Below are 20,796 nucleotides of genomic sequence, written 5' to 3' on the forward strand. Positions count from 1 at the left end.
CCGGTGACGTCTCATCGGATGAAAGCCGGCGCGAAATCACCGGCCAATGAATGGACTGTGGGAATGCCTTCCGAGATCAACAACCGTGACCCGATCCGCATCGATCTTTCCGGCGACTGGCTGCTCGCTTCGGCCGACAACAGCCATGCCCTGACGATCGCGCTGCCGGGCGACGTGCACAGCGCGCTGCAGCGCGCCGGCATCATTGCCGACCCCTATCACGGCCGGAACGAGGCGGACGTCCAATGGGTGGCGTACAAGGACTGGGTGCTCGAGCGCACGGTCGCCATCGACGCGAGCGATCTCGAGGGACACTGGTATCTCGATTTCGAGAGCATCGACACGGTCGCGTCCGTCTTCGTCAACGATCGCCTCGTCTTGCAGGCGGACAATTGCTTCCGCCGCCATCGCCCCGATGTGTCGCAGGCACTTGTCGCAGGAGAGAACCGGATCCGCCTCGTGCTGCATTCCTCGATCGCCGAAGGTGCCCGGCGCCAGGCGGAGCAGCCGTTTTACGTGCCCTATCACGACGGCAACTCGCCGATCGCCAACGGCAACATGCTGCGCAAGCCGCAATGCCATTTCGGCTGGGATTGGAACATCGCCATCGCGCCGCTCGGCGTCTACGGCTCGCCGGCGCTCTGCCGGCTTGAGACGGCGCGCATCGAACATGTGACGACACGCCAGGTCTGGCTCGATGATGGGTCTGTCGACCTGCAGGTGACCGTGGAGCTCTATGCCGGCGATCCGGGCATCCTGCCGATCCATTTCGAACTCGACGGCCTGCGCGAGCGCCTGGACTGCAGCGTTGCCGCAGGCGAAACCCGCATCACCCATGTGTTCAACGTGGCGGAACCCAGGCGCTGGTGGCCGGCCGGCAGCGGCGAGCAGGTGCTCTCGATCCTCAAGGTGGAAACGCCCGAGGAGAGCGTCACGCGGCAGATCGGCTTTCGGACGCTCGAACTTGTCACCGACCAGGACGAAGCCGGCAGCCGCTTTGCGTTCCGCGTCAACGGCCGCGAGATTTTCTGCCGCGGCGCCAACTGGATACCGGCGGATGCGCTGACGTCCCGCGTGACGCCGCAGGGTGTCGAGGACCTGTTGCGCTCTGCAGTCGAAGCCAACATGAACATGATCCGCGTCTGGGGCGGCGGCTTCTACGAGCCGGATTGGTTCTACGATCGCTGCGACCGCCTCGGCCTGCTCGTCTGGCAGGACTTCATGTTCGCCTGCAATCTCTATCCCTCGACGGCTGACTTTCTCGAAAACGTTGCCGCGGAAGTCGAGTATCAGGTCAAAAGGCTTCAGTCCCATCCGTCGATTGCGCTCTGGTGCGGAGACAACGAACTGGTCGGAGCGCTGACCTGGTTCGAGGAAAGCCGCAGGGATCGCGACCGCTACCTGGTTTCCTATGACCGGCTGAACCGCACGGTGGAGACTGCGCTCAAGGCCGCCTCGCCGGAGGCGATCTGGTGGCCGTCGAGTCCGTCGGTCGGATATCTCAATTTCGGCGATGCCTGGCATGCGGATGGCGCCGGCGACATGCACTACTGGTCCGTCTGGCACGAGAACAAGTCCTTCGACAATTATCGCACCGTGCGGCCGCGCTTCTGCTCGGAATTTGGCTTCCAGTCCTATACGTCGATGCCGGTGATCCGGCAGTTCGCCGAGGCGGGCGACCTCAACATCGCCTCGCCGGTCATTGAGGCACATCAGAAGAATGCCGGCGGCAACGAGCGGATCGCCGGGACCATGTTCCGCTATTTCCGCTTTCCCAAGGATTTTCCAAGCTTCGTCTATCTGAGCCAGATCCAGCAGGGCCTGGCGATCCGCACGGCCGTCGACTACTGGCGCTCGCTGAAGCCCCATTGCATGGGAACGCTTTACTGGCAGCTCAACGACACCTGGCCGGTCGCCTCCTGGTCGAGCCTCGACTACGGCGGCCATTGGAAGGCCATGCATTACATGGCGCGCCGCTTCTTCCAGCCGGTCGCCGTCGCAGCCATTCCTTCGGTGGATGGCCGGGAGATCGCCTTCTCAGTGGTGAACGATACACCCGAGCCGGTGACGATCGAGCTCGAGGCTTTCCTCGTTGCGCTCGACGGCAGCCGCCGTCCATTGATGGCCGCCATGGGATCCTGCTCGTCGGACCGCGCGGCGACGCTCGTGAGCATCGCCGCAACCGACATTCCCCGGGATACGCTGCTCTTCTGGTCCTTCGAGGCCTCCAACGGCATGCGCGGGGAGGGGCACTACGTCCACGGCACCTACAAGGCGCTCGAACTCGCGCCGTCCGGGCTGTCGCTCGAAGCGGCATCGCGGCCGGACAGCAGTTTCGACGTCACTGCGACCGCGACCGGTCTCGCGCTGCATGTCATGCTCGAGGCCGATGTCGAGGGCCGCTATTCCGATAATGCCTTCGACCTGACGGCGGGCCAATCCATGACCATTCGCTTTACACCAAGAACCCGGCTCGCCGAGGGCGCTCTGCCGCGCTTCGCCGCCTGCGATCTCGAATCCTGCCAGGGAAAAGGGTGAGTGAGTGAGGCGTATTCCGGCAAATGGCCCGCGGCTCCGCGTCCGACGTATGGGCGGTCGTTATCTCTTTTTTCCAGCAATCCTTCCCGCAAGTCCCACGAGGAGATTCTCAATGAAAGACGTCAGCTTCCAGCTCTATAGCGCCCGCAACTTCCCGCCGCTTGCCGAGGTGCTCTCCGCTCTCGGTGATGCCGGCTACACGCAGGTCGAGGGCTACGGTGCGCTCTACGCGTCGCTTAGCGACGGCGAGATTGCCGGCTTCAAGAGCGGTCTCGATCGCCACGGCCTCTCCATGCCGACCGCCCATTTCGGGCTCGACATGCTCGAGTCGGATCCGGAGCGGGTCCTGAAGATCGCCAAGGCGCTCGGCATCCGCGCCGTCTATTGCCCCTATCTGATGCCCGACCAGCGCCCGACCGATGCGGCCGGCTGGCGCGCCTTCGGAGCGCGGCTGCAAACTGCGGGCAAGCCGTTCCGCGAGGCGGGGCTCGACTTCGGCTGGCACAATCACGACTTCGAGTTCCATCCGCTTGCGGACGGTTCGGTGCCGCTCGACCTGATTTTTGCCGGCGGACCGGAACTCTCCTGGGAGGCCGACATCGCCTGGATCGTGCGCGGCGATGCCGATCCCTTTGCCTGGATCTCGAAATACGGCAGCCGCATCACCGCCGTCCACGTCAAGGACATCGCGCCGAAGGGCGAGAATGCAAGCGAAGACGGCTGGGCGGATGTCGGGCAGGGCACGCTCGACTGGAAGGCGCTCATCCAGGCGCTCTCCAGGACCTCGGCCAAATACTTCATCGCCGAACACGACAATCCCAGCGACTTCCGGCGCTTCGCCAAGCGCTCGCTGGCTTCCATTCAATCCTACTGAGAAGCGGATATTTCCATGGCAAAAGAACTGGGCGTCGGCATCATCGGATGCGGCAATATTTCAACCACCTATTTCAAGCTCGCGCCGCTCTTCAAGGGCATCAGGGTCATCTCCTGCGCCGATATCAATCCGGCCGCCGCCGAGGCGCGTGCCGCTGAATTCGACGTGACGGCGCAAAGCATCGAGGCGATGCTTGTCAATCCGGAGATAGACATCGTCGTCAACCTGACGATCCCGGACGCGCATTTCCCGGTTTCGAAGGCAATCCTCGAATCCGGCAAGCACGTCTATTCGGAGAAGCCGCTGGTGCTCACGCTCGAGCAGGGCGAGGAACTGCGGGCAATCGCAAAAGCGAAGGGGCTGATGGTCGGCTCGGCGCCGGACACCTTCCTCGGCGGCGCGCACCAGCTCGCCCGTGCCCATATCGACGCGGGCAAGATCGGTCGGGTCACATCGGGGACCTGCCATGTGATGAGCCCGGGCATGGAGATGTGGCATCCGAATCCGGACTTCTTCTTCCTGCCGGGCGGCGGGCCGGTGCTCGACCTCGGGCCCTATTACATCGCCAATCTCGTCAATCTCATCGGACCGGTGAAGCGCGTCGCAGCACTTTCCTCGATGGCGAGCCAGACCCGCACGATCACCAGCGAGCCTCGGAAGGGCGAGGTGATCCCGGTCAAGACGCCGACCAACATCCACGCGCTGCTCGAATTCCACAACGGCGCGACAATCACTCTTTCAGCAAGCTGGGACGTCTGGTCGCACCGCCACGCCAATATGGAGCTCTACGGCACCGAAGGCTCGTTGTTCGTACCGGATCCGAATTTCTTCGGCGGCACTGTCGAGGCCAGCGGCCAGGACAAGGAGATCCAGCCTCTCACGATGTGGGAGCACCCGTTCGCCGTCGACAACTGGGAGCATCCGCTCGGCCCGATCGCCAACTATCGCACGGCCGGCCTCGCCGACCTGGCAGACGCCATTCTGACCGGCCGTGATGCCCGTTGCTCGCTCGATCGTGCCCTTCACGCCGTCGACGTCATGGTGTCAATTTTGAAATCGGGCGAGGAGGGCCGCTTCGTGACTCTGTCCACGACCTGCACCCAGCCCGCAGCGCTCGGCATCGGGGAGGCGCAGGCGTTGCTGCGGTGAGGCCGAACAAACCCCTCCCCAACCCCTCCCCACAACGGGGAGGGGCTTCTCGGCCGGACCGTTTCGACCGCCCTCTCGACCTCTACGCAAGTCACGCAATTGGAAATCGCACGTGATCGCAGCGGGCACGACTTGCCCCTCCCCCTTGTGGGGAGGGGTTGGGGAGGGGTATTCAAAGCACCCGACGCAATTGAGGAGCATAGCCATGGCCTGGCAACCGGCGGAAAACCGATACGAGAAGATGAAGTACAACCGCTGCGGCCGGAGCGGGCTGAAGCTGCCGGCGATTTCACTGGGGCTGTGGCACAATTTCGGCGGCGACACGCCGCATGAGCGCAAGATCGACATGTGCCGGACGGCTTTCGACCTCGGCATCACCCATTTCGATCTCGCCAATAATTACGGTCCGCCGGCCGGTTCGGCCGAGACGGCCTTCGGCGAAATCCTCAGGACCGATTTCGCCGGTCTGCGCGATGAGCTGATCATCTCCTCCAAGGCAGGATACGACATGTGGCCGGGTCCCTATGGCGAATGGGGCAGCCGCAAATATCTGATCGCCTCCTGCGACCAGAGCCTGAAGCGCTTGGGGCTCGACTATGTCGACATCTTCTATTCCCACCGCTTCGATCCGGACACGCCGCTCGAGGAGACCTGCGGCGCGCTCGACCACATCGTCCGCTCGGGCAGGGCGCTTTATGTCGGCATATCCTCCTACAATTCGCAGCGCACCCGCGAGGCGGCAGCGATCCTCAAGGAACTCGGCACGCCATGCCTCATCCACCAGCCGAGCTATTCCATGCTAAACCGCTGGGTCGAAGACGACGGGCTTGTCGACACGCTTGAAGAGCTCGGCATCGGCTCAATCGTCTTCTCACCGCTCGCCCAAGGGATGCTGACGACGAAATATCTGAGCGGAATCCCGCAGGACAGCCGCGCCGCCCAGAACCACTTCCTCAAGAAGGACTTCATTCGTCCGGCGATCACCGACAACATTCGCAAGTTGAACGCGATCGCCGAAGGGCGCGGCCAGACGCTGGCGCAGATGGCGCTTGCCTGGGTGTTGCGCGGCGGGCGCATCACCTCGGCGCTGATCGGCGCGAGCCGCTCCGAGCAGATCGTCGATTGCGTCAGGGCGCTCGATAACGACGCCTTCACGGCCGAGGAACTGGCGGAGATCGACCTCTACGCCCGTGAAGCCGACATCAATCTCTGGGCTTCGTCAGCCGAACGCTGATTGCACCGGAATGCCTTGATTTGCCTTGAATTTACGGCCATCGGACATAGTTTCCCAAGCCTGTACAAAAGTAGGGGGCGGCGGCTCGATGCCGCCGCTGGACATGGGATTGCGTTTATGTAAGGTGCGTTGCTGTCGTCCGGTTTGCGCAGTGCTTTTTGCAACGCGTGCCGGGCGGCAAACGAGGAGAAACAAGGCGCTTTCGATCACCCGAAATGGATCGAGGAAGCCTCGATAGGCGGGGGCGTTGACAGTCGACAGCGTCGATCGCCAGGCGGGAACCAGGGAGGAACTATGGATCGCCGTTCATTCATTAAAAACGCGAGCTTGGGCGGCCTCGGTGCGGCTGCCGCGTCAGCGCTCGCATCGCCGGCCATCGCGCAAAGCAATCCGAAAGTGACCTGGCGTTTGACGTCGTCGTTCCCGAAGTCGCTGGATACGATCTATGGCGGCGGGGAAGTCCTGTCGAAATACGTGTCCGAGGCGACCGACGGCAACTTCCAGATCCAGGTCTTCGCAGCGGGCGAAATCGTCCCGGGGCTGCAGGCCGCCGATGCGGCCGCGGCCGGCACCGTGGAAGCGTGCCACACCGTCGCATACTATTACTGGGGCAAGGACCCGACCTGGGCGCTCGGCGCTGCCGTGCCCTTCGCGCTCAACGCGCGCGGCATGAACGCCTGGCACTATCACGGCGGCGGCATTGACCTGTTCAACGAATTCCTCGGCGGGCAAGGCCTGGTCGGCTTCCCGAACGGCAATACCGGCGTCCAGATGGGCGGCTGGTTCCGCAAGGAAATCAAGACCGTCGCCGACATGAAGGGGCTAAAGATGCGCGTCGGCGGCTTCGCCGGCAAGGTCATGGAGCGCCTCGGCGTGGTGCCGCAGCAGCTCGCCGGCGGCGACATCTACCCGGCCCTCGAGAAGGGCACGATCGATGCCGCCGAGTGGGTCGGCCCTTATGACGACGAGAAGCTTGGTTTCTACAAGGTGGCGCCGTATTACTACTATCCCGGTTGGTGGGAAGGTGGTCCGACGGTGCACGCCATGTTCAACAAGGCGGCCTATGACGGTCTGCCTAAGGCCTATCAGTCGCTTCTGCGCACCGCCTGCCAGGCGACAGACGCGAACATGCTGCAGAAGTACGATTTCCTGAACCCGTCGGCGATCAAGCGCCTGGTTGCGGCCGGCGCCAAGCTGAGTCCATTCAGCCCGGAAATCCTGTCGGCCTGCTTCGACGAGGCGAACAAGGTCTATGCGGAGATGGAAGCGTCGAATCCGACCTTCAAGAAGATCTGGGATTCGATCAAGGCGTTCCGCGCCGAATACTACCTGAACGCCCAGATCGCCGAATACAACTACGACACCTTCATGATGATCCAGCAGCGCAACGGCAAGGTCTGAGCTCGACCCCTGTTCCTGACTGCAACCAGCCGCTCGCAACCTTGGTCGCGGGCGGCTTTTTTATTGCCGGACGTCGACCGGCGATTGTCCAGTGGTTTCGTGGTAGGGTTGCCGCCTCAACGCGCAAGGAGGAGGCGCAATGCCGAGTGAGAGCCAATCGATCGCGCTCGGCCCCGACGAGGGGCGGCGCTACGACATGGGTGCGATACAGGCCGTCTTCAAAGCCGATGGACCGGAGACCCAGGACCGCTTTTCGGTCTCGGAATGGTGGCTAGACGCACGACATGAAGGGCCGGGTGCCCACAAGCACGATGACAACGACGAGATCTTCTATGTGATCGAGGGCACGGCCAGCATCCTAGTGGGCGACACCTGGCACCAGATGGAGAAAGGGTCGCTTTGCGTCATCCCGCGTGGAACGATGCATGATTTCAAGAACGAGAGCGCGGCCCGCATGGGCCTGCTCAACGTTTTCGTGGGTGGCCCCTTCGAAGAGATGATGCCCATGATCGTCGACTGGTATCGCGACAATCCGGCAAAGCGGCTGGATTAGGAACCGGGTTTTCTTGTCGGGAGCGTAAGCCACAAAGAAAACGGGCGGCCGTGGTCGGGGCCGCCCGATGCATTTCGAGCCGATTCTTGCTCTATTTGAACGACGGCGGCTGACTGAGATCGTTCGAAGGCGCGGTCTGCGGCTGCGGCTGTGCGCCGCCGTTCTGATCAGCGGGCTTCTGGTCGAGCGGGCTGCCACCGGGGAGTTGCAGGCCGCCCGGAAGGCCGAGGCCGCCGCCGGGCGGGCTGCCACCGGGGAGTTGCAGGCCGCCCGGAAGGCCGAGGCCGCCGCCGTTGTCGGGCAGGGTCAGTCCGCCGCCTCCCGTCCCGAAACCGGGCACCTCGATCTTGATCGTCGACGGATCGACCGTGGTGCCGCTTCCCTTGTAGTGCATGACCATCTGCGGGAAGAGGATCGTCAACGCCACCATCACGATCTGGATGCCGACGAAGGGCACCGCACCCCAATAGATTTGGCCGGTTGTCACCGGCTGCGTCATCTTGCCGGTCACCTTGTCGAGATAGGGCACCCTCGCGGCGACCGAACGCAGGTAAAAGAGCGCGAAGCCGAAGGGCGGGTGCATGAAGCTCGTCTGCATGTTGATGCCGAGCAGCACACCGAACCAGATCAGATCGATGCCGAGCTTGTCCGCCGCCGGTGCGAGCAGCGGCACGATGATGAAGGCGAGCTCGAAGAAGTCGAGGAAGAAGGCCAGAAAGAAGACGAGCAGGTTGACGGCGATCAGGAAGCCGATCTCGCCGCCCGGCAGCCCGACCAACAGGTGCTCGACCCAAAGGTGCCCGTTGACGCCGTAGAAGGTCAGCGAGAAGACGCGAGCGCCGATCAGGATGAACAGCACGAAAGCCGAAAGGCGGGTGGTCGACGCGAGCGCAGCCCGGATAACCTCCATGTTGAGGCGGCCTTTCGCCGCAGCCATGATCAGCGCGCCGACTGCACCCATCGCCCCGCCTTCCGTCGGCGTCGCGATTCCGAGGAAGATCGTGCCGAGCACGAGAAAGATCAGCGCCAGCGGCGGGATCAGCACGATGATGACCTGTTGGGCGAGGCGCGACAGGGCATTGAGCTTCATGGCCCGATCGACGAGCGCAACGACATAGATGATCGCGACGCCGACCGTCGCGCCGAGAATGTCGGCGTTTTCGCCCTGGGTTGGCGACAGGTAGACATGCGCCGCATAGGCGATGCCGGCTGCTACGAGCAGCGCGACGATGAGCGACGCCACGCCCGATCCGAGCGTACGCGCTTCCAGCGGCAGCGCCGGCATGGAATCGCGCTTCAGGAAGGTCATGAGCAGGATGTAGCCCATGTAGAGGCCTGTCAGCACGAGACCCGGGATCAGGGCGCCGGCATACATGTCGCCGACGGAGCGGCCGAGCTGGTCGGCAAGAACGATCAGCACAAGCGACGGCGGGATGATCTGGGCAAGCGTGCCGGAGGCGGCGATGACGCCCGACGCGATGCGCCGGTCATAGCCGTAGCGCAGCATGATCGGCAGCGAGATCAGGCCCATGGCGATGACCGAGGCCGCCACCACACCGGTGGTTGCCGCAAGCAGCGCGCCGACGAAGATCACCGCATAGGCGAGGCCGCCGCGGACGGGGCCGAAGAGCTGGCCGATCGTGTCGAGAAGGTCCTCGGCCATGCCGGAGCGTTCGAGCACGATCCCCATGAAGGTGAAGAAGGGGATGGCAAGCAATGTGTCGTTCGACATCACCCCCCAGAAGCGCTCCGGCAGGGCGTTGAGCAGCGGCCAGGAGAGATTGATCGAATCCGAAAGCGGCGCCAGTTCCACGCCGATGATGAAGAACAGCAGGCCGTTGGCGGCAAGCGAGAAGGCGACCGGGTACCCCAGCAGCAGGAACACGATCAATGAGGCGAACATGATCGGCGCCAGGTTTTCAGCGATGAGCTCGATCACGGGCGTACCTCCGGAGCGACGGGGTCTTCAAGCGGCGCGTGGGTCGGTACGTAGGGGGTCGGATCGTCCATGTTGCCGGTCATGATGGCAATCTTCTTGATGATTTCCGAGACGCCCTGCAAGGCGAGGAGAATGAAGCCGAACAACAGGATGGCCTTGGCCGGCCAGATGATCAGCCCGCCGGCGCTCGACGATACCTCGCCCGAGACATAGGACATTCGGACGTAAGGCACGAGGTAGTAGAGCATCAGGACCACGAAGGGCATCAGGAAGAAGACGTGCCCGAAGAGATCGATCCAATGCTGGACGCGCCGCGAGAACATTCCGTAGACGACATCGATCCGGATGTGCTCGTTCTGGCTGAGCGTATAGGCGGCGGCGAACATGAAGGCGGCGCCGAAGAGGTACCATTGCGCCTCGAGCCAGGCGTTGGACGACACGTTGAAAGCTTTTCTGATGACCGCGTTGCCGGCGCTGACGAGAACGGCGACGAGTATGAGCCAGGAAACTGCCTTGCCGATTCTCTCGGTAATGGCATCGATCAATCGGCTGAAGCCGAGTAACGGATTCATTGAATACCTCCCCGCATTGGCTGGTTTTTGGTGTTCTGCCAAGCACAGTCACAGTGCCGATTTCAAGCTTCCTTTCAAGTCTGGGCGGCCATTTTTCCGTTTCGCGGCCGGCGTATGTACGAAAGTATCATGGGGAGGCTCTCGGAGTGCCTCAAGCTCCGGCGCTAGGCTCGATATACCGCCTTGTATTGGCGTGCGGTTCCCCTCGTGGAGGCGATTCGGTCGCCCTCCGCGCATGCACTGCATGGACAGGAAAGGCCTTGAAACGGCGCCGAGTTTGGGGCTGGATGCTGCGCAAAGATGGAGGAGCAAGACATGACCGCGATGATCCGCAATCCGATCCTGCCGGGCTTCAATCCCGACCCGTCGATCTGCCGGGTCGGTGACGACTATTACATCGCGACGTCCACCTTCGAGTGGTTTCCGGGCGTGCAGATCCACCACTCGCGCGACCTCGTGAACTGGCGCCTCGTCCGCCGGCCGCTGGAGCGGGCTAGTCAGCTCGACATGCGCGGCAATCCCGACAGCTGCGGCATATGGGCCCCGTGCCTTTCCTATTGCGACGGGCTGTTCTGGCTGGTCTATACGGACGTGAAGCGCTTTGACGGCAACTTCAAGGATGCGCACAACTACATCGTCACCGCGGAAGCGGTGGAGGCGACCTGGTCGGATCCCGTCTATGTCAATTCCTCGGGATTCGATCCGTCGCTCTTCCATGATGACGACGGCCGCAAGTGGTTCCTGAACATGCAGTGGAACCATCGCACGGAGAGTTTTGGCGGTGCGCCGAAGCATCCGGCTTTCGACGGAATCTTGCTGCAGGAATGGGACGAGCGGACGCGCAAGCTCGTCGGTCCCGTCAAAAACATCTTCGCCGGCAGTCCGCTCGGGCTCGTCGAGGGGCCGCATCTCTTCAAGCGCGACGGATGGTATTACCTGACCACGGCGGAAGGGGGGACGGGCTACGACCATGCGGTGACCATGGCGCGCTCGCGGACGATCGACGGGCCGTACGAGATGCACCCGCAGGTCCATCTCATCACATCGAAGGATCATCCGGAAGCGCCGCTACAGCGGGCCGGCCACGGTCAGTATGTCGAGACGCCCGATGGGCAGGCCTATCACACCCACCTTTGCGGCCGGCCGCTGCCGCCGCAGCGCCGCTGCACGCTCGGTCGCGAGACGGCCCTGCAGAAGTGCGTCTGGCGGGAAGACGGTTGGCTCTATCTGGAAAGCGGCATCGTGCCGGAGCTGAGCGTCCCGGCTCCGGCCGAGACGAGCGTTCTTTCGCAGCCCGCCGTCATCGAGACGGATTTCGACGAGACGATCCTTGCGCCGGAGTTTCAATGGCTGCGCACGCCGCTGCCGGAGCGAATCTTCTCGCTGGAAAGGCGCGAAGGGCATTTGCGCCTGTTCGGCCGCGAAAGCATCGGCAGTTGGTTCGAGCAGGCGCTCGTGGCGAGGCGCCAGGAGCATCATTCGTTCCGAGCCGAGACTGTCGTCGACTTTGCACCCCATACCTACCAGCAGGTCGCCGGCCTGACGCACTATTATAACCGCCACAAGTTCCACGCGCTCGGCGTCACCTGGCACGAGACGCTCGGCCGTGTGGTCACCATCCTCTCATGCCCGGGCGATTTTCCGCATGGGCGTCTGCAGTATCCGGCCGGTAGCGGCGTGACGGTGCCGGACGGCGCGGTTCACCTGGCAATGGAGGTGAGGGAAAACGAACTCCAATTCTTCTGGCGGACCACCGCTGAGGAGGATTGGGCCTCCATCGGCCCTGTGCTGGATGCGAGCGTCGTCTCGGACGAGGGCGGCCGCGGCGAGCACGGCTCTTTCACCGGCGCCTTTGCCGGCATGTTCGCCTTCGACACGTCCGGCAGCGGCATGCCGGCGGATTTCGACCGGTTCCGCTATCAGGCGCTTGGTTCTATGATCTGATATTTGTTTGTAAGAAAGTACTTATAAGCATCGATTATCATTACATAAATGTAATCTCGACTTCATATTCGGTTCAGGAGGCGGGAACTAGTTTCCAGGGGCAGACAAAGAAAGGAAACCCTATGAAACGCCTCTTGATCGCGCTTGTCGCCAGTTCATTCCTCGCCACGCCGATGGCGTTCGCTCAGTCGGCCGGCGCCTCGTTCGAGCTTGCACAGGCGCATGATCGCTATCGCTACCGGCCGGTCGATCGCCATGTCGATAAGCGCGTCGAAAAGACCATCGAAAAACGCGCGATCATCAAGAAATACCGTTGGGCGCGCGGCCATAGGCTGAGCCCGTCCGAGCGGCGGCATATGGACTATGTCCGGGATTACCGGCGCTATCGGCTGCGGACTCCACCGCGCGGCCAGCAATGGGTGCGCGTCGACAACGACTTCCTGCTGATCAGCCTTGCTACGGGTGTCATCGTCGGCTTGGCCTCGGCCCATTAGTATGTGAATGCGAGGGGCGAGAGGAATTCGGCGCTCGACGCCCTCATGAAGAAGGCGGGCTCCTGCGAACCCGCCCTCGCTACCGCGGGAGGGGGACGTCAGCTGGCCGAAGAAAGGCAGTCTTTGAGCGACGTTCCGACATTCTCCATCAGCTGGAAGTAAAGATCCGGGCCTGCCTCCAGAGTGGCCGCCTCCGGGTCGAGCGTGCCGGACTTGGCCGGCGTGCCCTCTAGGACGACATTGACCAGCTTCGGCTCGAATTGCGGTTCGGCAAAGACACAGGTGGCTCCGAGATCCTCGATCTTGGCGTGGATCTCGGAAAGCCGCTCCGCGCCCGGTAATACCTCCGGGCTGACGGTGATCGAGCCTGCGACGCGCACTTTGTAGCGGTGCTCAAAATATTGATAGGCATCATGGAAAACGATGAAGGGCTTGTCCTTGATCGGCGCAACCGTCTCGGCGAGGCTCTTATCCAGGCCATCGAGCCTCTGGTTCAGTTTTTCCAGATTGGCCTTATAGGCCGCGGCATTGGCGGGATCGGTGTCGGCGATCGTCTTCTCGATCTCGGCGGCCATGGCCTTGGCATTCATCGGGTCGAGCCACAGATGCATGTCGAATTCGCCTTCGCCGTGACCGTGATGGTGCTCGGCTTCCTGCGCTGCGGCGCCATGAGCGTCGGCATCGTGCCCCTCATGGCTGGCTTCCTCGGCGCCGTGCCCGTGCCCTTCCTCGCCATGCTCGTCGCCATCGTCGTGCGGTTCGAAGGCGCCGCCCTCGCGAAACTTGAGCTTCTCCATGCCGGGCGCCTCGCTGAGTTCGACCACTTTTGCGCCGCCACCGAGGGCTTCGAGCGGCTTTTCAAGGAAGATTTCGAGGCCGGGGCCGACCCAGAACACCAGATTTGCCGCCTGCAGTGCTGCGGCGTTCGAAGGCTTCATATTGTAGGTATGGGGCGAGGCTGCGCCTTCGACGATCAACGACGGCTCGCCTACGCCCTGCATGATCGAGGCGACGAGAGAGTGGATCGGCTTGATCGAGACCACCACGTTGGGAGCTTCCGCCCAGGCGGGCGACGACAGAAGGAGGGTGGAGAGCAGGAGGAGGGCAGGCGTCGATTTCATCGGATTCTCCGAGCTTGCAGTTCAAAGTTAAAATCGCACCGGCGAATCCGCGCTTCCAAAACTGCGCGGCATCGCCATGTAATGTTATTACATCCATTGCGTTATGCTATAACGTGTGCGATAGCCAGAGGCAACCGTGAAAAGACGGAATTTTTCGATGCTGAATTTCCGATCGCCAGACATTGCGCCGCTTGTCAGCCTTACCAATGCGGGCGTACGCCGCAATGGGCGCTGGCTGGTGCGCGGCGTCGAATTCTCGATCAGCCGCGGCGAGATCGTCACGCTCATCGGTCCGAACGGATCGGGGAAATCGACGACCGCGAAGACCGCCATCGGCGTGCTGAGGCCCGACGAAGGGAATGTCGCGCGGCTTGCCGGTCTCAAGGTCGGCTACGTACCGCAAAAGCTAGCCGTCGATTGGACTCTGCCGCTGACGGTCGAGCGGTTGATGACACTGACCGGTCCATTGAAGGGCAGGGAGATCGAGGAGGCGCTGGCCGCAACGGGCATGCTGCATATGGCCAAGGCCGAGGTGCAGCATCTTTCGGGGGGCGAATTCCAGCGGGCGCTGCTGGCGCGCGCCATCGCCCGCAAGCCGGATCTTCTCGTTCTCGACGAGCCGGTGCAGGGCGTCGACTTTTCCGGCGAGATCGCGCTTTACGAATTGATCAAGCAGATCCGCAACCGCACCGGCTGCGGCATCCTGCTGATCTCGCATGATCTGCACATCGTCATGGCGGAGACCGATACTGTCGTTTGCCTGAACGGCCATGTCTGCTGCCGCGGAACGCCGCAGGCCGTCAGCCAAAGCCCGGAATATCTGAAGCTCTTCGGGCGCAGGGCCGCCGGGGCACTGGCCGTCTACAGCCATCATCACGACCACACGCATCTGCCGGACGGGCGGGTGCTGCACGCCGACGGCAGCATCACCGAGAGCTGCTTCCCCGGCGATGGCCATCATCATCATGACGAGGCCGAAAACGTCCACGACCACGAGCCGGACTGCGGCTGCGGCCATCACACACGGCTGCACGGCTTTGACGCCGCGGAGAAGCGCGATGCTTGACGATTTCTTCATCCGGGCGCTGCTCGCCGGCATCGGCATCGCCATGGTCGCGGGACCGCTCGGCTGCTTTGTCATCTGGCGGCGCATGGCCTATTTCGGCGACACGATGGCCCATTCGGCGCTGCTTGGCGTGGCGCTATCGCTGCTTCTCGACCTCAATCTGATGATCAGCGTCTTCATCGTCGCCTCGGCCGTTTCCCTGCTGCTTCTCTTTCTGCAGAGGCGCGGCGCCCTGTCGACGGATGCGCTGCTCGGCATCCTGTCGCATTCGGCGCTGTCGATCGGCTTGGTCATCGTCGCCTTCATGACCTGGGTCCGCATAGACCTCGTCGGCTTCCTCTTCGGCGATATCCTCGCCGTTTCGGAGGCCGATATCGACATTATCTGGGGCGGCGGCATCCTGGTGATCCTGGCGCTCGTCTATCTCTGGCGGCCCTTGCTCGCCTCGACGGTCAATCCGGAGCTTGCAGAGGCCGAGGGACTGAAGCCGGGACGGGCGCGGCTCGTCTTCATGCTGCTGATGGCGCTGGTGATCGCCATTGCCATGAAGATCGTCGGCATTCTCCTCATCACCTCGCTGCTGATCATCCCGGCGGCGACCGCGCGCCGCTTCGCCACCTCGCCGGAGGTGATGGCGGTCCTCGCCTCGCTGATCGGCGCTCTTGCCGTCGCCGGCGGGCTTTTTGGCTCGCTGCACTGGGATACACCCTCCGGACCATCGATCGTGGTTGCCGCGCTGGCGCTTTTCGTGCTCAGTCTGCTGCCGGTCGGCCGACCAGGGCGCGCGTCGCATTCTTCGCAGGGAGGACATTGATGGGTACGCCCCAATTGACGAAAAACCAGTCGCTGGTGATGGGCGCGCTCTCTCATTCGGACGGACCGATGAGCGCCTACACGATCCTCGACAAGCTCAGGGACCACGGCTTCCGGGCGCCGCTCCAGGTCTATCGCGCCCTCGACAAGCTGCTGGAATACGGCCTCGTCCACCGGCTGGAAAGCCTCAACGCCTTCGTGGCCTGCACGTGCCCGCATGAGCACGAGCATGACCACGGCGTGACTGCCTTCACGATCTGCGAGGGCTGCGGGCAGGTGACCGAGTTCCACGACGAGGCGATCGAACAGCGGCTGTCGACGCTCGTTCGCGCCCAGAGCTTCAAGACCGAGAAGACCACGATCGAAATCCGCGGGCACTGCAAGAGCTGCGCCTGAAGCCGTCCATCTATTCGATCAGCAACAAGCCGCGCTTGCGGTCGCCGTCCAAGGTGTTCACCGCCGAATAGAGCTTTTCGCGCGAAACGAGCCAGGGCTTGAAGCGCTCGTTTACGTCCAGGACGAAAACCAAATCTTCCGCCTCGAGATAGCCGCCGATCGGCGAGTGATGGCCGACGCCGGCGCCGAAGATCGCCTCTCGTGAAAAGTTGACGATATAGCGCTTGGCCGGATCGTTGCTCGCCCGCAAATGCCGCCGAAACTCCTCCGGCGTCAGGTCCCGCAACACGCTGACATTGCGATCCGTCTGGGCGCCCGCTACCTCGGCAAGCTCGTCGAGCGTCAGCCCCATCCAGCAGAAGCCGAGCCGGCACCAGCCGGTGCCCTCGAGCACCTCGGTTTCGGTGGTCTCCTCTTCGCCTATGGAGCGGAAGAGGTTGGCGACGCTGGCCGGGCCGCAGAAGGAGCCGTTCGCCTGCCACGTCAGTGTCCGCCCATAGCTCAGGGCGACCGGGAGACTCCAGGCGCGGTCCAGCAGGTCAGGCGATTGCTCGACCGAGGCGCGGATCGCAGCCGGCGAAACCTCGGCTGGGCGCAAGACATAGGCGCCGCCGAGGAGGACGGAGAGACCAATTGCGGCACCGACGAGAATTCCACGCCTCATCGCCCTGACCTCTGAAAATGCTGGCAGAGCATAGCGCAAGGCGATAGCCGCGCCTACCGATGCTGTCGAAGGCTCAGTCCAGCCGGCTAAGCTGCGCGGCGTAACGCTGCCAATTCTTTACATAATGCTCGGCCGAGCGCTTCAGACCTTCGACGGCCGCGTCGTCGAGCGTCCGGATCACCTTGGCCGGGGCGCCGACGATCAATGAGTTGTCTGGAAATTCTTTGCCTTCGGTGACCAGCGCATTGGCGCCGACCAGGCAGTTGCGGCCGATCCTGGCGCCGTTCAGGACGGTGGCGCCCATGCCGATCAGCGAGTTGTCACCGATGCTGCAGCCGTGAACGATGGCTCTGTGGCCGATGGTGCAGCCTTCGCCGATCGTCACCGGGAAGCCCGGATCGACATGGACGATCACCGCCTCCTGGATGTTGGTGCGTGCACCGATGCGGATCGGCTCGTTGTCGCCGCGCAAGGTCGCGCCGAACCAGATGCCGACGTCTTCGCCGATCTCCACCTGGCCGATGACATGGGCGTCCGGCGCCATCCAGTAGCTGCCTTGCGGCGGCGTGTTCGGCTGCAGCGGTCCCAATGCATAAAGTGGCATGGTGCGTTCCTTCTGCTGAGCGGCAAGGCGCGGGCAGCCTTCCACGCGGCGCGTCAGACGACCTTTACGGAGAGCGCCGCGATACCGTCGATGCCGCAGGTGATGACGTCGCCGCGCTCGACGGCACCCACGCCGGCGGGCGTTCCGGTCATGATGATGTCGCCGGGTGCCAATGTGAAGAGGCGTGAGAGTTCGGCGATGATCTCCGGCACCGTCCAGATCATCTGGGCGAGGTCGCCCTGCTGGCGCGTCTCGCCATTGACCTTCAGCCAGATATTGCCGTTTGCCGGATGGCCGACGGCCGTCGCCGGCGCGATTGCCGAAATCGGCGCGGAATGCTCGAAGGCCTTGGCCGCGGTCCAGGGCCGGCCGGACTCTTTCGCCTGGGCCTGCAGGTCGCGGCGGGTGAAATCGATGCCGACGCGCCATAGCCGTAGACATGCGCGGTCGCTTCTTCGACCGGGATATCCGCACCGCCGTGGCGAAGGGCAACGACCAGTTCCACCTCGTGGTGCACGTCCGAGGAGAGCGGCGGATAGGGGAAATCCTGGCCGGTCGGCAGCAGGTTGTCGGCATTCTTCTGGAAAAAGAACGGCGGCTCGCGCTCGGGGTCATGTCCCATCTCGCGCGCATGGGCCGCATAGTTGCGGCCGACGCAATAGACGCGGCGCACCGGAAAGCCGACGGCACTCCCGGAAATCGGCAAAAGCACAGGAGGTGAGGGCGGTATGACGGTTTCCAAAATGGCGGTTTCCTGTCGTCCGGTTCTCGCATCGGCCAGGCTTGGCGCCGAGCAAATGAATATGCGGGAGGCGAAACGCTACAGCGACCTACCGTGCCGGCTGGACGGTGGTGCTGTAGCGATTCTTTGGTGGGACGTTAGCAGCCGGAAGGGCTGCGGCAATAGGCAAACTTATGTTGCCGAGAGTGATTTATAGGGCTCGCAGGGCCTGCGGTCAGGCGCAGCAGCGGGCATAGGCTTCAAGCTGGTCGCGGGTCAGAAAGCGACCGTCCGAGCGCGAGTTGAGTTCCGGGTGGCTGTATTCGAGGCTCGGCACTTCGGGAAGCTCAAGGGCCTGGCGAACGGTCATGATGCCGATGTCCTTGCGGCCGGTTTCACGCTTCATGCTGACTTCGACGATACGTCGGAGATTGCTCTCTCTCATCATGATGTCTCTCCCGTAGTATTTTCTTTTCCCTTTTTGTCCGGAGTTAAACACTCCGAACTTGTTCTTTATGAGGCACCTCAGAATATAAGGGCTTTAGATGAACGCTTCACGACAGAAATCCGGCGGTTTCGCGGAAATTTCCGTGTCATTTCAAGATTGGCCGCAAATTCGGCCTCGCCCGAAGGCATGCTGATGACTTAAAGTTTGCGCCCTTGCTTATATTGGAAACGACCTTGATCTTCAAGCAAAGCCGTTGGCTGACGATATTAATACTATTTATGCGCCCCGCGATCTACCTATAAATATTATGATTTCGGCCTCCCGACGTGGTTTTGGCGCGCAAATAGCAGACAATACAGGTGCGGGCGTACACAGACGCTGAACACTGGATCGGTCGAAATAGCGTCTCTCCGGCTCAATGAGCTCTCAGATGCGCTTCCTCGACGGCAAAAATGAACAGCCTGCGCGCCTCGTCGGGAGTCCGACGGCCGGCAATCGCCGCACGGCAGGCGCTGCGCGCTGCGACGTAATAGGGACCGCGGTGCGGCCATTGACCTGCCAGGCATGCGAGCGCATCGGACGGCCCCTTGACCATGCGGATATCGCCGGCGGTCAGTCCAAGCTCGATAGGACGGTTCCACAACACCTGATGCATGCTTCTCCTCCTGAGGTGCGACGTCCCGGACAAGTCCGGGACCGGCGAATTTCGGTTCCGACAGTCGGGTGGAGGGCCCTCGAGCGCGGCTCCTCCCGCCTATTCGAGTTTCGAATGCAAAAACGTCGTCGGCCATGGCCCGGTTCCGCGCAGGCTCTGGGCGCGTCCGCAGTCAGGCTCTTCAATCTAGCGCAGGTTTTTTCGTTTGTCCGCATTTTCGAGAGGCTGGCCTTTTTGCGTCCGTGCAAGCGGCCGACAGTGCCCGGCCGCGCATTTCGGCCGGCCCGCCGCTTCCCTCCAAGGTTGTTCCGTTCGCGATAACCGTTCTTCCCCGCCTCTGGCCGCAAGCCCCTCAATTGCTGGGGTTTCAAGCACTTGATTGCCAGCCTACTATATTTTCGGCTGGAGGCTGAAATGATAGAGGTTGCAGAGATCCGCTTGACATGGTTGCCGCTGCGCAACGGAACCTATTGTGCCATGCTGGGCCGGCACGAAGTCGCCTTCGTCATGAAGCGCGAGACGATGAGCGACTGGGCCTGGCGCATTTCGCATTGCAACGGCACCAACAATACCGGCTTTCATTATGCGCCGACGCTTGAGGGCGCCAAGTCGGCGGTGCTGGCCGGCGTCCAGGAGTGGTTCCGGCAGGCTGGATTTCGGTAGCCGACCAGCCATGGCCGCCGCGTCGCCGCTGCACATCAAGTCGGCCGGCGGGGCGCGCGGCGCAACGATGTCGTGGCTCTGCGATGCACACCGAGCGGTCGTGCCATCTCGCCTTCTTTGCGTCGGCGCAGTACAAGGCCCCGATCCGCATCGCTCACGCCGCAGATGATCACGAAGCCTCATGTTCATCTGTGCAGGTGGCGGAACTCTTTCAACGCGGCGTCGCGCCGCTGGTCTAGATAGTCGGCCAAATCCTGCAGAGGGTTTTTAATTGCGAGTTAGCGCTTCGAAAGCTTCGGCCCAAAAGCAAAGAATCCGAAATCTTCAGGCATTTCCGGCGGCGCCGCTTCCCGCCAGCAACCGCAAGACTTCAGTTTGAATGCTTGCGCAAATGTCCCTGTATTCTGCCACGAGCTCCGGCTGTATCGGCGTTTGTGTACTCAGTCTTTCCAGTGCTGCCGCCGAGAGGGCGTAGGCTTCGAAAAGGTCGTCCAGTTCAGCGCTCTTTATGGAGAGCAGTTGCTTTCGATGTTGCGGCAGAGCCATCGCCAAGCGCGCTCTGCCGACTCGAACCACGGACATGTTTTTGCCTGCTTGCTGCTGATTGCGTTGTCGGCGAACTAGCGCGCAAAGAAATTCAGCGCGTCGTCGGGACGTCTGTGATTTGCGGCGCGTACACGACTGTCTCAGTGCTGTTCTCCGACCACGCTCCACCGATTGTAAGATAGGCTAGGAGAGCGCCAACAGAGAGCAAGAGAAGGCCGATGGGAAGGCCCGGCGAGGCGCTCCGTTCCGGCTTGTTGTTATCCTGGACAAACATAATCGCACTCCCACGGAAGACTGAGGGAAGAACGGAAAAGGCTTTCACCAGTTCCCGCCGGACTGCCGTAAGGGACTTTAGTCCGAGCAGATCTGGACAAAGGTCTTACCCCCATTGCCGAGGGTTT

At 62.5% G+C, this 20,796-nt stretch carries 20 protein-coding genes and 1 pseudogene; 12 read left to right on the forward strand and 9 right to left on the reverse strand.

What is annotated here, in order from left to right; translation table 11 throughout:
- Positions 1-63 precede the first annotated feature (63 nt).
- The 6 genes from CO664_RS06680 (at position 64) to CO664_RS06705 (ending at position 7,749) form a co-directional block, all read left to right on the forward strand.
- The gene (locus CO664_RS06680; protein ID WP_097538228.1) at positions 64-2,538 is read left to right on the forward strand and encodes a glycoside hydrolase family 2 protein; all 2,475 of its coding nucleotides are present in this window, start codon (positions 64-66) and stop codon (positions 2,536-2,538) included.
- A gap of 112 nt (positions 2,539-2,650) precedes the next feature.
- Entirely contained in the window at positions 2,651-3,412 is a 762-nt protein-coding gene (locus CO664_RS06685) for a sugar phosphate isomerase/epimerase (RefSeq protein WP_097538229.1), read from the forward strand.
- Between the two features lie 15 nt (positions 3,413-3,427).
- A complete protein-coding gene (locus tag CO664_RS06690) occupies positions 3,428-4,561 on the forward strand; it encodes a Gfo/Idh/MocA family oxidoreductase (protein ID WP_097538230.1) in 1,134 nt (377 codons plus the stop codon).
- Between the two features lie 205 nt (positions 4,562-4,766).
- Entirely contained in the window at positions 4,767-5,795 is a 1,029-nt protein-coding gene (gene mgrA / locus CO664_RS06695; RefSeq protein WP_097524934.1) for an L-glyceraldehyde 3-phosphate reductase, read from the forward strand.
- A gap of 294 nt (positions 5,796-6,089) precedes the next feature.
- Entirely contained in the window at positions 6,090-7,196 is a 1,107-nt protein-coding gene (locus CO664_RS06700) for a TRAP transporter substrate-binding protein (protein WP_097524933.1), read from the forward strand.
- A gap of 139 nt (positions 7,197-7,335) precedes the next feature.
- Positions 7,336-7,749, forward strand: a complete 414-nt coding sequence (locus tag CO664_RS06705) for a cupin domain-containing protein (protein WP_097538231.1) — start codon at positions 7,336-7,338, stop codon at positions 7,747-7,749.
- Positions 7,750-7,840: 91 nt separating this feature from the next.
- Here CO664_RS06705 and CO664_RS06710 read toward each other — a convergent pair whose 3' ends face one another.
- Both CO664_RS06710 and CO664_RS06715 read right to left on the reverse strand, forming a co-directional pair.
- Positions 7,841-9,688, reverse strand: coding sequence for a TRAP transporter large permease subunit (locus CO664_RS06710; RefSeq protein ID WP_097538232.1), 1,848 nt, complete (start codon positions 9,686-9,688; stop codon positions 7,841-7,843).
- Positions 9,685-10,260 carry a TRAP transporter small permease subunit gene (locus CO664_RS06715; RefSeq protein ID WP_097538233.1) on the reverse strand — a complete coding sequence of 192 codons (576 nt, stop codon included), beginning with the start codon at positions 10,258-10,260 and terminating at the stop codon, positions 9,685-9,687. The genes CO664_RS06710 and CO664_RS06715 overlap by 4 nt, the downstream gene beginning before the upstream one ends.
- Positions 10,261-10,575: 315 nt before the next feature.
- On the opposite strand from CO664_RS06715, the gene CO664_RS06720 reads away from it, so the two are divergent.
- Positions 10,576-12,204, forward strand: a complete 1,629-nt coding sequence (locus tag CO664_RS06720) for a glycoside hydrolase family 43 protein (RefSeq protein WP_097538606.1) — start codon at positions 10,576-10,578, stop codon at positions 12,202-12,204.
- 122 nt (positions 12,205-12,326) lie between these two features.
- A complete protein-coding gene (locus CO664_RS06725; RefSeq protein WP_097538234.1) occupies positions 12,327-12,698 on the forward strand; it encodes an RcnB family protein in 372 nt (123 codons plus the stop codon).
- 98 nt (positions 12,699-12,796) lie between these two features.
- On the opposite strand, the gene CO664_RS06730 is transcribed toward CO664_RS06725, so the two are convergent.
- Positions 12,797-13,819: a zinc ABC transporter substrate-binding protein gene (locus tag CO664_RS06730; protein ID WP_097524930.1), complete on the reverse strand. Its 1,023-nt coding sequence runs from the start codon at positions 13,817-13,819 to the stop codon at positions 12,797-12,799.
- A gap of 157 nt (positions 13,820-13,976) precedes the next feature.
- On the opposite strand from CO664_RS06730, the gene CO664_RS06735 reads away from it, so the two are divergent.
- From CO664_RS06735 to CO664_RS06745, 3 genes are read left to right on the forward strand one after another with little or no spacing between them, the layout of a single operon-like run.
- The gene (locus CO664_RS06735) at positions 13,977-14,885 is read left to right on the forward strand and encodes a metal ABC transporter ATP-binding protein (RefSeq protein ID WP_037426745.1); all 909 of its coding nucleotides are present in this window, start codon (positions 13,977-13,979) and stop codon (positions 14,883-14,885) included.
- A complete protein-coding gene (znuB, locus tag CO664_RS06740; RefSeq protein ID WP_037426734.1) occupies positions 14,878-15,699 on the forward strand; it encodes a zinc ABC transporter permease subunit ZnuB in 822 nt (273 codons plus the stop codon). The genes CO664_RS06735 and znuB overlap by 8 nt, the downstream gene beginning before the upstream one ends.
- The gene (locus CO664_RS06745; RefSeq protein WP_037426730.1) at positions 15,699-16,094 is read left to right on the forward strand and encodes a Fur family transcriptional regulator; all 396 of its coding nucleotides are present in this window, start codon (positions 15,699-15,701) and stop codon (positions 16,092-16,094) included. The genes znuB and CO664_RS06745 overlap by 1 nt, the downstream gene beginning before the upstream one ends.
- 10 nt (positions 16,095-16,104) lie before the next feature.
- Here the strand turns inward: CO664_RS06745 and CO664_RS06750 are convergent, their stop codons facing one another.
- From CO664_RS06750 to CO664_RS06770, 5 genes and pseudogenes are all read right to left on the reverse strand, one after another.
- Entirely contained in the window at positions 16,105-16,758 is a 654-nt protein-coding gene (locus CO664_RS06750; RefSeq protein WP_097524929.1) for a phytochelatin synthase family protein, read from the reverse strand.
- A 73-nt stretch (positions 16,759-16,831) separates the two neighbouring features.
- The gene (locus tag CO664_RS06755; RefSeq protein WP_037426726.1) at positions 16,832-17,362 is read right to left on the reverse strand and encodes a gamma carbonic anhydrase family protein; all 531 of its coding nucleotides are present in this window, start codon (positions 17,360-17,362) and stop codon (positions 16,832-16,834) included.
- 53 nt (positions 17,363-17,415) lie between these two features.
- Positions 17,416-18,104 (reverse strand): annotated as a pseudogene (locus CO664_RS06760) (fumarylacetoacetate hydrolase family protein).
- Positions 18,105-18,318: 214 nt separating this feature from the next.
- A complete protein-coding gene (locus CO664_RS06765; protein ID WP_050988417.1) occupies positions 18,319-18,531 on the reverse strand; it encodes a hypothetical protein in 213 nt (70 codons plus the stop codon).
- Between the two features lie 415 nt (positions 18,532-18,946).
- On the reverse strand, positions 18,947-19,186 hold the full coding sequence (locus CO664_RS06770) for a DUF982 domain-containing protein (protein ID WP_037426721.1): 240 nt from the start codon (positions 19,184-19,186) through the stop codon (positions 18,947-18,949).
- 414 nt (positions 19,187-19,600) lie between these two features.
- On the opposite strand from CO664_RS06770, the gene CO664_RS06775 reads away from it, so the two are divergent.
- Entirely contained in the window at positions 19,601-19,849 is a 249-nt protein-coding gene (locus tag CO664_RS06775; protein WP_037386209.1) for a hypothetical protein, read from the forward strand.
- Between the two features lie 324 nt (positions 19,850-20,173).
- Here the strand turns inward: CO664_RS06775 and CO664_RS06780 are convergent, their stop codons facing one another.
- Positions 20,174-20,395 carry a hypothetical protein gene (locus tag CO664_RS06780; RefSeq protein ID WP_234819707.1) on the reverse strand — a complete coding sequence of 74 codons (222 nt, stop codon included), beginning with the start codon at positions 20,393-20,395 and terminating at the stop codon, positions 20,174-20,176.
- Between the last annotated feature and the right edge of the window lie 401 nt (positions 20,396-20,796).

Source organism: Sinorhizobium sp. NG07B, assembly GCF_002532005.1.
GTDB lineage: Bacteria > Pseudomonadota > Alphaproteobacteria > Rhizobiales > Rhizobiaceae > Sinorhizobium > Sinorhizobium fredii_C.